Source organism: Mesorhizobium sp. M6A.T.Cr.TU.016.01.1.1 (genome assembly GCF_003952585.1).
GTDB lineage: Bacteria > Pseudomonadota > Alphaproteobacteria > Rhizobiales > Rhizobiaceae > Mesorhizobium > Mesorhizobium mediterraneum.
Map to the genome: position 1 here is coordinate 4,362,153 of NZ_CP034452.1, position 14,352 is coordinate 4,376,504.

A 14,352-nucleotide genomic window follows, 5' to 3' on the forward strand; every position below is an offset into this window, starting at 1 on the left:
GGCACGGCAGTTGCAAACACGAATTCAGCGGTCGTGAGGCTGCTGGGGGTGGTCAATGCAATTGCTCCGGGAGGTCGAGCTTTCGATCGGAGCACAATGGAGGACGTCATGCAGACAGCATTCGCTGCCGCCGAGCCGCGCGGCAAACTTCCCTTCTACCGGCATCTCTATGTGCAGGTGCTGGCGGCGATCGCCGCCGGCGTGCTTCTCGGCCACTTCTATCCCGAAACCGGTGAGGCGATGAAACCGTTCGGTGACGCCTTCATCAAGCTGGTGAAGATGGTGATCGCGCCGGTGATCTTCCTGACGGTGGCGACCGGCATCGCCGGCGTTTCCGACCTGCAGAAGGTCGGCCGCGTCGCCGGCAAGGCGATGATCTATTTCCTGGTGTTCTCGACGCTGGCGCTTGTCGTCGGTCTCGTCGTCTCCAATGTCGTCCAGCCCGGCGCCGGCATGCACATCAATCCGGCCACGCTCGACGCCACGAAGGTGACGGGCTACGCCGAGAAGGCGCATGACACCACCATCGTCGGCTTCCTGATGAACATCATTCCCGATACGATCACCGGCGCTTTCGCAAAGGGCGACATCCTGCAGGTGCTGTTCTTCTCGGTGCTGTTCGGCGTTGCCTTGGCCATGGTCGGCGATCGCGGCCGTCCGGTCGTCGATTTCCTGCAGGCGCTGACCACGCCGATCTTCCGCCTCGTCGCCATCCTGATGAAGGCCGCGCCGATCGGCGCCTTCGGCGCCATGGCCTTCACCATCGGCAAATACGGCATCGGCTCGATCGCCAACCTCGCCATGCTGATCGGCACATTCTACCTCACCGCGCTGCTGTTCGTGCTGGTGGTGCTTGGCGCAGTTGCCCGCTACAACGGCTTCTCGGTCCTGGCGCTGATCCGCTACATCAAGGAGGAGCTGCTGCTGGTTCTCGGCACCTCGTCCTCGGAAGCGGCACTACCGGGCCTGATGGCCAAGATGGAGCGTGCCGGCTGCAACCGCTCGGTGGTCGGGCTGGTCATCCCGACCGGCTATTCCTTCAACCTCGACGGCACCAACATCTACATGACGCTGGCCGCGCTGTTCATCGCTCAGGCGACCGACACGCCGCTCACCTTCGGCGACCAGATCCTGCTGCTCGCCGTCGCCATGCTGAGCTCCAAGGGTGCCGCCGGCATCACCGGCGCCGGCTTCATCACGCTGGCCGCGACGCTTTCGGTGGTTCCCACCGTGCCGGTTGCCGGCATGGCGCTGATCCTCGGCGTCGACCGCTTCATGTCGGAGTGCCGGGCGCTGACCAACTTCGTCGGCAACGCGGTGGCGACCGTGGTCGTGGCGCGCTGGGAAGGGGAACTCGACCAGACCAAGTTCGCTGCCGCAATGGCCGGCGACTTGCCCGAGGAAGCCGACCTGTCGCTGCCCGGGCTGCAGCCCGCCTGATCGTTCAGGCTATCAGCACGCAAGGCCCGGAGCCGGCTCGCCGCCGGCTTCGGGCTAGCCGCTGCCCATCTCCAACATCTGCGATTATCCATAGGCCACGCCGCTGCGCGCCTGCCTCAATGTAACAGGCTTGTGAGCCTTGTTCTTGGCGCGGGGCTTGTCCCAGCCGCATTTGAAGGCCAGTATCCGCCATGCCTTCAAGGCGCTCGTCCACTTCGATCCCGACCTGATCGCGACCGAAGGCGAGACATTTCCGTCGGGCTCGGTTGCGACCGGCCGAAACCGTCGGAGCTTTTGCTGCCGCCAACCGCAACCTTGACCAAGGCGGCAGCCTCGAAGGCAATGGCGGCCTCAATACGAAGTCGCAAGAGACGTGACCCGTCTCCTGACGGAAGGCGCAGGCTTTCCTCTCAGGAACTCGTCGCGCTTGAAGAGGGGGGCGGCCCGTGAGCGGGCTTTGCCGAAACCAAAGCAAGATGCGAGGTCAAACGCGATGCAGTCTGCACCGAGGACTCCGGTATCCATCATCATCCCGAACTACAATTACGCGCGTTTCCTCAAACGCAGCATCGACAGCGCCCTGGAGCAGGACTACGCGGACGTCGAAGTCATCGTCGTCGACGATGCATCGCAGGACAATTCCACGACAATCATAGAATCATACCGCGACGAGATCGTCGCGTGTCCGCGAGCGCAAAATGGCGGGCATGCGGCGGCATTCAACACCGGCTTTGCGGCAAGCTCCGGCAAGATCGTCCTCTTCCTCGACGCCGACGACTACCTCTATCCGACCGCCGTTTCCACGATCGTCGACACCTGGGATGCGGCAACGGCCCAGGTGCAGTCCAGGCTGCATATCGTCGACGAGCGGCAACGCATCAAGGACGTCTTTCCGCCGCCCGAATTGCCCTTCGACAGCGGCGACGTCATGCCGAAACTGCTGCACAAGGGCCGCTATCAAACAACCGTGACCAGCGGGCTGGCCTTTGACCGCGCAACCCTGGAATCGATCATGCCGATTCCGGAGCCGGAGTTCCGTCAGGGCGCCGACGGCTATCTTGCAACGCTGGCGCCCATGTATGGGCACGTCCAGTCCATCGAGGAATGCGTCGGCGCATACCGGATCCACGGCGCCAACCATTCGGTCTTCGGTGAAAAGCTCGCCGAGCGGGCGCGCTGGAGGGTAATCCACGATTTCCGCCGCATGCAGGCGTTGTCGGACCAGGCCTCCGAGATCGGCCTGACCATCGTGCCGTCGGAGGCTGTCCGCCACGATCCGGTCCACCTGGAAGAGCGGCTGGCGTCGCTGTGCGCAGACAGGCGCCAGCACCCCGTGGCCGACGATTCCCGGCTGGCGCTTGGGGCGGCCGGCGCCGTCGCCAGCCTCGAAATGACAGCGTCCCTGCGCCGGCGCGCCGTGCTTGCCGCGTGGTTCCTGTCGGTCGGGGTGTTGCCGCGGAAAATGGCGACGGCGGTCCTATCGTGGAAGCTTGACGCATCGTCCAGGCCGGCATTCCTCAGCCGTCTGTCCAAGACTATCCGCCACGCCATGGGATAGCTTGCCTTGATATAGCCGCCAACTATCCGGCTCTGTTCGGCGGCTCACTCGACCAGAACATGCGCCTCCCGCGCGGCTCCGACAAACGCATCCCTGGCGATTTCGGCTGAAACATCGCCGCTCATGGCCCGGCGGCATGCGCGCAGCGCTGAGCTGTGTTGCAGACTGCCCGCATCCCGCCAATGGCCCGCCAGTAGTTCTACTGCCTGCTGTGCGCTCAAGATGTGTCGGGTCGCGCCGGCAATGCCGACCGAAACTGACACCGGCCTGGAAAACCATCCTTGATTCATGGTGAAGCCCCTGCTGTCGAACACCCTAAAACGCATCCGATGGCACAAGGTTTCCTTGTCACCAATCACCACGGCGTGAACCCGGTGATGGAGACGTCGCCCGCTGTTCCATCTCGGAAAGACAATCGGCGACGGCACTGCGATCTGACAGGGGCAGGCCGGCTATGATGCCTGGTATGCGGAGCGTGAATGTGGACTCGCGATTCCTGGTCATCTATCCTTGCCCCATGTGTGGACGGGTCCACTAGCAGAATGTTCCTTGCCGGCTCCTGATCCACGAAGCGACGGGTAGTGAGGCGTCTTCTTTGATTTCCGGAGCTGACGATGCTCGATCCAGAAAAGGCCAGGGCCGCGTCCCAGTTGTTGGTGAGCCATTGGGAGAAGGGCACCCGTCTCGACGCCATACCCCAGGAGTTACGGCTACAAACGCGGATCGAAGGTTACGCTATCCAGTCGCATGTGATGGATCGTTCGGCGGCTCCGCTTTTCGGTTGGAAGATTGCCGCAACCAGTCTGGCCGGACAAAGGCACATCAACGTCGACGGCCCGATGGCCGGGCGTCTCCTGGCTGAAAAAGAGATTGAGGTCGGTGGGGCCATTTCCCTGGCGACGAGCAAGATGCGCGTGGCCGAGATCGAATTCGCTTTCCGTTTCGGCCGCCAACTGCCGCCTCGTCCAGCACCCTATGAAATCGCTGAGGTGATGGATGCCGTAGCGGCCTTGCACCCCGCGATCGAAATACCGGACTCACGATACGACGATTTCTGCGCAGTCGGGGCGCCGCAGCTCATAGCGGACAACGCCTGTGCCAACCTGTTCGTCATCGGCCAAGCTGCAGAAGACGATTGGCGCGACGTGGATCTCGCGAAGCACCCGGTGGTCGCTTTCGTTTCTGGAAAATCGCAGCATAACGGAACGGGGGCAGCTGTATTGGGCGATCCTCGGATTGCGCTCACATGGATCGTCAATGAACTATCGGGCCTGGGCATAGCACTCCAGCCGGGACAGATGGTGATAACCGGCACCTGTGTGACGCCGATAAGCGTCGAGGCCGGTGACAAAGTCACCGGCGATTTAGGCAGGTTTGGCCGCGTCTCGGTGAGTTTTGTCTAAGGCGCCCCGCGCAGCCTGACCACAACACTGCGCACCACAAGCACCAGCACCGTGATGATGATCAGGATCACCGAGAGTGCTGCGATCGCCGGGTCGATGTTGTCGCGCAGGCCCATCCACATCAGCCTTGGCAGCGTGATGGCGTTGACCGAGGTGATGAACAGGGTGACGCCGATCTCTTCCCATGAGAGCACGAAGGACAGCAGGGCTGCGGTGATGATGCCGAACTTGATATTGGGCATGATGATGCGGGTGGCGCGCTCCCACACCGTGGCGCCGAGGCCGCGTGCGGCAAGGTCGATACGCCGGTCGAGCTGGCTTAGCGACACCAGGATCAGCACCGTGGCGAAGGGCACCGTCATCACCGCATGCGCCATGGCGACACCGAGCCAGGTGTCATAGCCGAAGAACGAGCTGACGCCGGAAATCGAGGTCAAAAGAAAGTAGAGCGTTATTGCCGAGACCACCGGCGGCACCACCATCGGCAGCAGCACGAAGCCGACGAGTGCGGCGGTGAAGCGCGGCTGGAACATCCACACACCAAGGCTGAAGCAGAGCGCCAGCACGGTGGAGAAAGCGCTGCTGACGACGCCGATCCTGATCGAGAGCAGGATCGAGTTGATCCAGCGCGGATCCTCGATCAGCGCCCGGTAGTGGCGCAGCGACAATTCGCCCGACGGCATCGCCAGCATGCGGGTCGGCGTCAGCGACACCGGTATGACGGCAAGCAGCGGCAACAGCAGGAACAGCGCAACCAGGCCGGCGAGGATCAGCGAGACGGGGCCGGGGCGGTAAGTGGGCATCAGATCAGCTGCTTCGGTCTGACATAGCGGAACAGCAGCGCCATCAGCGCGCCGACGAACAGCACCAGCACGACGCTGATCGCAGCACCCAGGCCCCAGTCCGGGCTCTGGAAGATGCGGAGATAGATCAGCTCGGCGATCATCACGCTGCGGCCGCCGCCGAGGATCGCCGGCGTCACGAAGAAGCCGAGTGAAAAGACGAAGACGATCAGCGCCGAGCCGATGATGCCGGAGCGGGTCATCGGCACGAAAACCGACCAGAAGGTGCGCATGCGGCTGGAGCCGAGCCCGCGCGCCGCCAGCAGCACGCGGTCGTCGAGGCCGCGCATGGAAGACGCCAGCGGAAACACAGCGAAGGGAATGAGGAAATGCGTCATGCCGACGATGACGCCGAACTCGTTGCGCACCAGCGTCAGCGGTTCTGAGATGAAGCCGATCGCCTGCAGCCACGTGTTGAACAGGCCGCGATTGGAAAGCAGCGCCACCCAGCCGAAGGCGCGCGTCAGCACCGAGATCCAGAACGGCACCAGTATGCAGAACTCGGCGACCACGCGCTGCGCCGGCGTGCCGCGCACCCACACCACGGTGATGGCGTAGGCGGCGGCAACCGAAACAATCGTGACGATCGCCGCGATGCGCAGCGTGCGGACAAATACCGACTGCACCAGCGGGTCGCTAAGCAGCGTGCCATACTGGCCGAGCCCCGGCTCGGGCAGCGTGAAGCTCCAGTTCACGACGCCGAAGAATGGCCAGGCATAGGCGGCGCCAAGGAATAGGAGCAGCGGCGCCATCAATAGCGCCGCGCCCATCCTGTCGGAGAAGTATGCTTTCATCTCGGCCCGGTTTCCCCAGGCCTATCAGGCGGAGATGATCTTCGTGTACTCGTCGAGCGCGGCCCCGTAGTTCTTGGCGTACCACTCCATGTCGAGCGCGATCTGCTTCTTCATGTTTTCCGGATCGACCGGGTTGATGCGCTTCTTGTCGGCGGGGATCAGCGCGTCGGCGGCCGGATTGGCCGGACCCTGACCGAGCTTGTCGAACATAATGAGCTGCTTTTGCGGGTCCTGGGCGCTGGCGATGAACTTCATCGCCGCGTCCTTGCCGCCGGGGTTGCCCTTAAGCACGGCGAGCGCGCCGGGCGAGATCAGGCCCTGGTCCCATATGAACTTGATCTTGCCGCCGGAATCCTGCTCGATCAGCGAGGCGCGCGTCGACCAGACGATCGCCATCGAGGCCTCGCCGTCGAGCAGCACGCTCTGGCTTTCGGCGCCGCCGCCCCAATAGGCCACGACATTCTCCTTGAAGGCGGCGATCTTGTCATGCGCGCGCTTGAGGTCGAGCGGGTAGAGCGAGGCCGGCGCGATGCCATCGGCAAGCAATGCGGCTTCCCAGCTCGACACGCCCCATTTGTAGAGCGAGCGCTTGCCGGGGAATTTCGCCACGTCGAAGAAATCGGCCATGCCGGTTGGTGCCTGGCTGCCGAATTTCTCGGAATCGTAGGCGATGACATAGGAGAAGAAATAGGTCGAGGCGGCGTGCTCCCAGCCGAAGCCCTCGCGCATCTTCTTCTTGTCGACGATCGAATAGTCGATCGGCTCGAGCATGCCCTGCGCACCGAGCGTGATGGCCGAGAACGGATCGACGTCGACCAGGTCCCAGGTCGGAGCGCCGCTCTTGAACTGCGCGGCGATAGCGCCTTCGGTCGGGCCGGAGCCGTCCATCTTGACGGTGATGCCGGTCTCCTTGGTGAAAGCCTGGCCATAGGCCGCATCATAGGCAGTGATGGCGTCGCCGCCCCAGTTGACCAGCACCAGTTGCTTGGCTTGCGCGAAGGCACCGGTCGAGCGCAGCAGCATCGGCGTGCCGGCCAGCACGAGTGCAGCCAGCTGCGTGAACTGCCGACGCGAGATTTCGCCGCGCGCCGCCCTGGCGGACAGCGTCTCGATGGAATGTTTCTTGGTTTCATTTGTCATGTCAGTTCCCCTTTTTTTGTCGTTGATATTTCCCGAAAGTAGGCTTGGCGAATTTCAGCTTCGCCACGCCGATCGTCATTGTCCTCCGTCCGGAAGGAGGAAACCCTTTTCCGCCGGCCATGTCAGCCACACGGAATTGCCCTTGCTGAGCGCCGAGGCGGCAACCTCGTTCGGCACGGAGACCGTCACCTTGGCGCCCTGGCGTGTCGTCAGATCGAGCCGCGTCGCAGCGCCAAGATAGGTCGAGGCGACCGCGGTGGCGGCGATGCCGTTCTCGCCCGCTGCCGCTTCGGGCGCGATCGACATATATTCTGGCCGGATCGCCAGGATGGCGTTGCTGCCGACCGCGTTGGCATTGCCGCGCAGGTTGATGGTGCGGTCTTCGCACAGGCCGGTGGCGCCATTGTCGGCGTTGCGCACGCCCTTCAGCGGCAGCATGTTGATCTCGCCGAGGAACTCGGCGACGAAACGGTTGGCCGGCCGGTCGTAGACCTCGTCCGGCGCGCCGACCTGCAGCAATTTGCCGTGGTTGAAGATGGCGACGCGCGACGACAGCGCCAGCGCCTCGCTCTGGTCGTGGGTGACGAAGACGAAGGTGGTGCCCGTCTCCTGGTGCAGCCGCTTCATCTCGGCCTGCATCTGGCCGCGCAGGCCCTTGTCGAGCGCTGAGAACGGCTCGTCGAGCAAAAGCACGCCCGGCTCGAATACCAGGGCGCGTGCCAGCGCCACGCGCTGCTGCTGACCGCCGGACAATTGCGACGGCAGTTTCTTCTCGTGGCCCTTCAGCCCGACGCGCTCGATCATCTCACTGACGCGTCGCTTGATCTCGGCCGACGATTTCTTGCGCACCTTGAGCGGGAAGGCGATGTTGGCCTCGACACTCATATGTGGGAACAGCGCGTAGCCCTGGAACACCATGCCGGCGGCGCGCTGCTCGGCCGGTCGCTCGGTGATGTCGACGCCGTCGCTGTAAAGGCGGCCGTCGGTGGGCTGAATGAAGCCGGCAAGGATCATCAGGAAGGTGGTCTTGCCCGAGCCTGACGGACCGAGCAGGGTCAGGAACTCACCGCGGCCGATATCGAGCGTCAGATCGTCCAGCGCACGGAATGAGCCGAAGCTCTTGCCGATCCCGATTGCCTTGATCTCTGCGGCCCGGCCGGGTTGCTGCATCCTGCCTTTGTCCTCAATGCTGATTGAAATCGTAGGCAGGGCGGCGGCTTACCGCAACCGAATAGTTTTCGCCTGACCGGCAAATTTGATTCATCTATGCAGCTAATCTCCCCCCTCGAGGGGGAGATGTCGCCGAAGGCGACAGAGGGGGTCGCTGCGCGTGGAGTGGCGACTTCCTCTTTCTTTGAAAGCAGATCGGGCCGAGCCCAGTCGGACCAACCCCCTCTGGCCGCTTCGCGGCCATCTCCCCCTCAAGGGGGGAGATTAACGCTGGTTCTCCGACAGCTTCGACCGCAACCATCCACTAAAAACATTCAGCACCGGATGCCCGGCCTTCGCATGCTCTGACACGAGAAAATACGACCGCGGTGATTTGATCGCGATGTCGAACGGGCGCACCAGCCGGCCTTCGCTCAGCGCCCGGCGGCTGGTCAGCTCGTCGCCCATGGCGATGCCCTGGCCGGCGATCGCCGCCGAGAAAACCAGGTTCATGTCGGAAAAGAAGATGCCGCCCTCGATGTCGGGATTCTCGACCTTCGACAGCGCCAGCCAGCGCGCCCAGTCCTCGGTGTCGCCGAGATGCAGGAGATTGGCGCGCAGCACGTCGGCGGGCTTGGAAAAGCCGCCGATCTTGTTGAGCAGCGTCGGGCTGCACAGCGGCGTGAACGAGATCTCGCACAACAGCTCGACCGCGCGGTTCGGCCAGTTGCCGACGCCGAAGGCGATAAAGGCGTCGGCCTCGGCATTGCTGACATCGTCCAGCCGCCGCGGCGTCAGGATGCGCAGCGCGACATCGGGGTACATCTGCCGGAATTCGCCAATGTGAGTGCACAGGAACAGCGAGGCGAAGCCCGGGGTGCAGCTGACGCTGAACGAGCCGCCGACGCCGGTGCCGGCATGGCGCGTCACCGCATCGCCCAGCACTGTCAGCGCCTTGCGCACGTCGCTGGCATAGCGCTGGCCGCGCGGCGTCAGCGCCACGCCCTTGCCGATGCGCTCGAGCAGGTCGAAGCCGAGATCGCGTTCGAGCAGGCGCAGCTGATGGCTGACGGCGCTGCGGGTCAGATGCAGTTCGTCGGCGGCGCGCCAGACGCTGCCGTGTCGGGCAAAACTGTCGAGGGCGCGCAGCGCCTGCGTCGATGGAATTCTCAAGAGGTGAACCGAATTTGCATGAGCCGGGAAAACATATCACTTTTTGGCGAGGCGCTTCACTGCTTTCTTTGACCGATGGAGGAACCGGTGACCACCTCAGCCCAAGCGACCGCGCTTGCCTGTCTGGACGACGTCCAGCCGTCGCTGTCGGCGTGGACGCGGACGATCTTCGATTTCGGCGAGACCGCCTGGCGCGAATACCAGTCGGCCGCCTGGTATGTCGAGCAGTTGAAGTACGAAGGCTTTTCCGTCGAGGAAGGCTCCGGCGGCATGCCCACCGCCTTCTGCGCCCACTGGACCAGTGGCGCCGGGCCGACCATCGGGATGTATGCCGAGTATGACGCGGTGCCCGGCAATTGCCAGGACGCAGCGACTGTGAAGCGTCCGCGTCCGGGACTTGGCGAACAGGCCGGAGGCCACACCGATCCGCATTCCGGGCTCGGCGTTGCCAGCCTGGGCGGGCTTTTGGCGACCAAGGCGGCGATGCAGCGCCACGGTATACCGGGCACGCTGCGCTTCACCGGCGAGCCGGCCGAGAAGGTGCGGGGGTCGAAGCCGATCCACGCGGCAAAGGGCTACTACGATGGCCTCGCCGGCATGATCTCCTTCCATCCCTTCTACATGCTGCCGCTCTGCAACACCGCGCGCTGGGACACGCATTGCGGTGCGGCCTATGCGATGATCTACCGCTTTGTGTGCGACGAACCCCAAAATTGGGTTCGCGCAAGCGATGGCGCGCCGATCCCGCAGGCGCATTCGGCGATCAGGGCTCCCGGCGCCAATGACGCGCTCATGATGATGTACATGGCGTCCAAGGCGCTGCGCGATTCCATGCTGCCGCATCAGGGCGGCTGGTCGATCAGCGAGGCGATCCTGACGGCAGGACAGGCGACCGCCGACAATCTGCCGACGGGGCTGGCCGAGATCCAATACATGATCCGCGTGCCGACCTTGGCGATGGCTGAGCAGGTGACCGCCGTGCTCGACCGCAATGCGGAAGCCGCCGCTAAGATGAGCGGCTGCCGCCATGAGCGGCACTGGGTGTCGAAGTCGCGGCCGGGGCTGGCCAATCACGCAATGTCAGGCATCGCCTATGAGGCGCTGTCGACCGTCGGGCCACCGCGCTGGGACGAGGCGGCCAAGGCGATCGCCCGCGAAATCCAGGTCAATGCCGGCGGCACGGCGACCGACGAGCCGTTCATCGCTGAGCTGGAGCAGCTGGTTGCGCCGCAGGATGCAGAAGCGATCCTGCGCCGCGACTTGCCGCCGTCGCAGCTCAATTCGACCTCCGACGATTACACCGACATGTCGTGGCACACGCCGACGGCGCGGTTCTACGTCGCCCGCCCGGCGCTGCGTTCCGAGAATGGCCGCGCCTATCCGTCCTGGGCGATGAACGCGCTGGGCGGCATTTCCGCGACGATCGATCCGATGGTCACCTGCGCGTCGAAGACGATTGCGCTGGCAGCACTTCGCCTGCTGGAGGACAAGGCCGCCCGCGATGCGGCGATGGACGAATTCGTCGCCCGCACCGGTGGCGGCATCGGCGGCAGCAAATGGCTGGCGCCGCTCTGCGACTATGAGCCGCCGATCCATTTCCGCTGGCCGGAATATGTCACCACCCCGCGCGGACGGGACTGGTGGATACCAAGCAACCCGCAAGCCGCGTGATCACCCAAGCCAGGAGAACCCCATGACCGTTCATGACCGCATCGTAGCAGAACCGTTTTCGCTGCAGCGTCGCAACCCGGCCGGCGGCACCAAGCCGCTGACCGGTTGGGGCTTTGCCAACGAGACCGATGTGCTGACCGACGTGCTGCTCGGCTCGCCGAATTTCCTGCGCCATCTCTCGACCAGCTCGCTGTCGCGAAAGCATCTGCGCGAGGCGCCCTGCAATGTCCAGATCGCGCAGGCGCAGCACAAGGACCTGGTCGCCGCCTACGAGCATTTCGGCGTCAACATCCATTGGCACGAGCCGACGCCGGAACTGCCGATGCAGGTCTACTCCCGCGATTCCAGCGTCATGACGCCGTATGGCGTCATCATCACCGCGATGGCCAATTGGTGGCGGCGCGGCGAGAACTACGCCGCGATCCGCACCTATGAGAAGCTCGGCATTCCGATCTACGACATGGTCACCGCGGGCACCTTCGAGGGCGGCGACTTCAACGTCATCGAGGACGGCGTGGTGCTGATCGGCTGCGGCGGCGCCCGCACGCAGGAGGAGGGCGCGCGCCAGGTCCAGGCCTGGTTCGACAAGGAGGGCTGGGAGACCCGCATCGCCTTCATCGACGAATATTATGTCCATATCGACCTGATGGTAGTGCCGATCGCCGAAAAGCTGACCGCCGTCTGCCTCGCCTGCACGGAGCCGGGCATCGTCGACTGGCTGAAGGGCAAGGGCCACGAGATCATCGACGTGCCGTTCCAGGATACGATGGCGCTCGGCTGCAACTTCATGTCGCTGGGCAAGGACAGGGTGATCGCGCCGACGTCCAGCCAGACGCTGATCGGTCAGCTCAAGGCGCGCGGCTTCGAGGTGGCGGCCATCGACATGAGCGAGATCTCGAAGACCGGCGGCGGCATCCACTGCATGGCGCAGGCGCTGAAGCGCGAGCCGGCCTGAGCGCCATTGTCAGCAACGTCGATCCCGCCTGGCTCGCGGCACGCGCCTACAACACGATGAGCTTTCCCTTGCGCAGACGCCTGGCGCAACGATAGGCGAGGTCGGCGGCGACCATGTCTTCCATGGCAATGCCCATCGCCTTGTAGGTGGTGATCTGTTGATCCGAAACGCGGCCCGGCGCGCGGTCGATCAGCATGGCGCCAAGCTCGGTGCCGAAATCCGGATCGAAGCCGGCAAGCTCGCAAGAGCCGACCGGGGTCGGCTTGAATGCATCCTTGGTCTCGACAAAAAGACTGGATTTGCCGATGAGCTCGATCGGCATTTCACCGCCGGGCGGCGCCACCCCGACCGACGAGACATGCGTGCCCGGCTGGACCCAGCCTGCGTCGATCACCGGCTCGTAGGAGTGGGTCGCCAGGCACACCACGTCGGAACTGCGCACTGCCGCCTCGATGTCGGCGACCGCCACCACCGACGGATGCAGCCGGGCAAGCGCTGCCGCTTCGTCGAAGCTCTTTGAAGCGACACGGATTTCGGCAAAGTCGCGCACCAGCGGCAACAGATGCAGGTGCTGGTTGGCCTGCACGCCGGCGCCGACCACGGTCGCAATCCTGGCGTCCCGGCGGGCAAGCGCGCGCACCGACAGCACGGCGGAGCCGGAGGTTCGCACCGCTGTTATGAAGGTGCCGTCCATGATGCAGACCGGCAGGCCGGACAGCGGATCGAACAGGCTGATGGTGGCGAGGTGGCTGGGCAAGTTCTTGGCCAGGTTGCCTTCGAAGACATTGACGATCTTGACGGTCAGGTTCATGCCCTCCATCCAGGCCGGCATGGCGAGGCTGTAGCCGGCCCCGGGGATGTCGAGTTGTGGTCGGGGTGGATTGACGACCTTGCCTTGTGACAGCGCCTTGAAGCCGTCTTCCAGAACATCGAGAAGCTGGCTGAGGTCGATGCACGCCATCACGTCGGCTTCGCTCAGCACCAGGATCTCGGTCGCTCCCTTGCTGATTTCCGCCGCACTCTTGCCGGTTGGGCTGAACGCTTCCTTGGTCATCCTGCACTCCTGTGTTCGTCGAATTGGCTCACCACGTTCGCTTTGAGTGGGTGAGGGAAGCGCAGGCTATTGCGGGGTTTTATGTGATGAAATACGTTGATTTTGACATCTCTGCGTGAAATTAGCATATAAATCCCTGAGATAGCGTGGATTGTGAGATGAGCGATCTCGACCAGATAGACCGCAGCCTGCTCCGGCTGCTGCAGGAGGACGGGCGCCGGACGACGCTTGATCTTGCCGGGCGTGTCGGGCTCTCGCCGACCGGAACCAGCCAGCGGGTGAAGCGGCTGTTCCGCGACGGGTTCATCACCGCGGTCAGGGCCGTGCTCGATCCGCGCAAGGTCGGCCGGGGAACGCTGGTGTTCATCGAGGTCCGGCTTGACCACACGGCGCCGCATGTCTTTGACCGCTTCGCCGAAGCCGTGGCGAAAGCTCCGGAGGTTCTGGAGTGCCATATGGTGGTTGGCGGTTTCGATTATCTGGTCAAGGCGCGGATCGCCGATATGGCGGTGTTCCAGGATTTCCTGCAGCGGGTCATCCTGCCACTGCCCGGCGTGCGCGAAACGCACACTTTCGCCTCGATCGCCGATGTCAAGCCGAACGCCCTGTTGCCGGTGTGATCAGGTGGAGGAGGAGAACGCTGTTCAGGGCGACCTGCATCGCATCTTTGCCATCTTATCGCTTCCCCTGGCGCGCCTCCGGGGCCGGGATGCCGGAGACCGGCTCTAGCCTTGCACGGTCAGCAGGTTCGCATCGCGGGCCAGCCGCCATGCACCATCCGCCTCCTTGCGCAGGAGCATCAGCGCATATCCCGATCGATGGACCGGCTCGCCATTCGGCGGGGTCGCGGTCATGTCGATGCGGCTGCGGATGAAGGCCCAGTCGCCGAGAAGCTGTAGTTCCACGATATCGCTCGTGCCGTCGATGTGAACGCCGGCCATCTCCTGCGCGGCCGCTGCGAAGATCTCCTTGTCGAAAGGCTCCCGGCCGGGAACCATGAAGATCGCGTCGTCCGTCATCAGGCTGAGGACGGTTGCGGTGTCTCCACGCTTGCTCGCATCCATCCACGTCTCGACCAGCTTTCGGATTGCTCTTTCGTCGTCCGTCATCTTCCTGGTTCCTCGCCGTCATCGGTACCGAACGGCGCTCCTCCCTCGTCGCAACATAGGGCAC

Annotated in this window: 14 protein-coding genes; 6 read left to right on the forward strand and 8 right to left on the reverse strand. The window is 63.9% G+C overall.

Translation table 11 applies throughout. The features are described from left to right. The first annotated feature begins 96 nt into the window (after nt 1–96). Both EJ075_RS20940 and EJ075_RS20950 read left to right on the forward strand, forming a co-directional pair. The gene (locus EJ075_RS20940) at nt 97–1,440 is read left to right on the forward strand and encodes a dicarboxylate/amino acid:cation symporter (protein WP_126105577.1); all 1,344 of its coding nucleotides are present in this window, start codon (nt 97–99) and stop codon (nt 1,438–1,440) included. Nucleotides 1,441–1,933: 493 nt separating this feature from the next. Continuing rightward, on the forward strand, nt 1,934–2,998 hold the full coding sequence (locus EJ075_RS20950; protein WP_126105579.1) for a glycosyltransferase family 2 protein: 1,065 nt from the start codon (nt 1,934–1,936) through the stop codon (nt 2,996–2,998). 44 nt (nt 2,999–3,042) lie between these two features. On the opposite strand, the gene EJ075_RS20955 is transcribed toward EJ075_RS20950, so the two are convergent. Next, nucleotides 3,043–3,288 (reverse strand): DUF982 domain-containing protein, encoded by a 246-nt coding sequence (locus tag EJ075_RS20955; protein WP_126107400.1) that lies wholly within the window; start codon nt 3,286–3,288, stop codon nt 3,043–3,045. Between the two features lie 324 nt (nt 3,289–3,612). Between EJ075_RS20955 and EJ075_RS20960 the strand changes: the two genes are divergently transcribed. Then, nucleotides 3,613–4,401, forward strand: coding sequence for a fumarylacetoacetate hydrolase family protein (locus tag EJ075_RS20960; protein ID WP_126105580.1), 789 nt, complete (start codon nt 3,613–3,615; stop codon nt 4,399–4,401). Here EJ075_RS20960 and EJ075_RS20965 read toward each other — a convergent pair. The 5 genes from EJ075_RS20965 to EJ075_RS20985 form a co-directional block, all read right to left on the reverse strand. After that, the gene (locus tag EJ075_RS20965; protein WP_126105581.1) at nt 4,398–5,204 is read right to left on the reverse strand and encodes an ABC transporter permease; all 807 of its coding nucleotides are present in this window, start codon (nt 5,202–5,204) and stop codon (nt 4,398–4,400) included. The genes EJ075_RS20960 and EJ075_RS20965 overlap by 4 nt on opposite strands. Further along, a complete protein-coding gene (locus tag EJ075_RS20970) occupies nt 5,204–6,037 on the reverse strand; it encodes an ABC transporter permease (protein ID WP_095489193.1) in 834 nt (277 codons plus the stop codon). The genes EJ075_RS20965 and EJ075_RS20970 overlap by 1 nt, the downstream gene beginning before the upstream one ends. Before the next feature lie 24 nt (nt 6,038–6,061). Beyond that, nucleotides 6,062–7,177 carry an ABC transporter substrate-binding protein gene (locus EJ075_RS20975; protein WP_126105582.1) on the reverse strand — a complete coding sequence of 372 codons (1,116 nt, stop codon included), beginning with the start codon at nt 7,175–7,177 and terminating at the stop codon, nt 6,062–6,064. 75 nt (nt 7,178–7,252) lie between these two features. Further along, nucleotides 7,253–8,347, reverse strand: coding sequence for an ABC transporter ATP-binding protein (locus tag EJ075_RS20980; RefSeq protein ID WP_126105583.1), 1,095 nt, complete (start codon nt 8,345–8,347; stop codon nt 7,253–7,255). Nucleotides 8,348–8,611: 264 nt separating this feature from the next. Continuing rightward, nucleotides 8,612–9,499, reverse strand: coding sequence for a LysR substrate-binding domain-containing protein (locus EJ075_RS20985; RefSeq protein ID WP_095489195.1), 888 nt, complete (start codon nt 9,497–9,499; stop codon nt 8,612–8,614). A 75-nt stretch (nt 9,500–9,574) separates the two neighbouring features. Between EJ075_RS20985 and EJ075_RS20990 the strand changes: the two genes are divergently transcribed. Next, nucleotides 9,575–11,170: an amidohydrolase gene (locus EJ075_RS20990; protein ID WP_164547155.1), complete on the forward strand. Its 1,596-nt coding sequence runs from the start codon at nt 9,575–9,577 to the stop codon at nt 11,168–11,170. Nucleotides 11,171–11,192: 22 nt separating this feature from the next. After that, complete coding sequence (locus tag EJ075_RS20995) at nt 11,193–12,125, forward strand: dimethylarginine dimethylaminohydrolase family protein (protein WP_095489196.1); 933 nt, start codon at nt 11,193–11,195, stop codon at nt 12,123–12,125. A 46-nt stretch (nt 12,126–12,171) separates the two neighbouring features. On the opposite strand, the gene EJ075_RS21000 is transcribed toward EJ075_RS20995, so the two are convergent. Then, nucleotides 12,172–13,179 carry an ornithine cyclodeaminase family protein gene (locus EJ075_RS21000; RefSeq protein ID WP_126105585.1) on the reverse strand — a complete coding sequence of 336 codons (1,008 nt, stop codon included), beginning with the start codon at nt 13,177–13,179 and terminating at the stop codon, nt 12,172–12,174. Nucleotides 13,180–13,337: 158 nt separating this feature from the next. Here EJ075_RS21000 and EJ075_RS21005 point away from each other — a divergent pair, with 158 nt between their 5' ends. Beyond that, nucleotides 13,338–13,799 (forward strand): Lrp/AsnC ligand binding domain-containing protein, encoded by a 462-nt coding sequence (locus tag EJ075_RS21005; RefSeq protein WP_126105586.1) that lies wholly within the window; start codon nt 13,338–13,340, stop codon nt 13,797–13,799. A gap of 105 nt (nt 13,800–13,904) precedes the next feature. On the opposite strand, the gene EJ075_RS21010 is transcribed toward EJ075_RS21005, so the two are convergent. Beyond that, a complete protein-coding gene (locus EJ075_RS21010) occupies nt 13,905–14,288 on the reverse strand; it encodes an SgcJ/EcaC family oxidoreductase (protein WP_126105587.1) in 384 nt (127 codons plus the stop codon). Nucleotides 14,289–14,352: the final 64 nt, after the last annotated feature.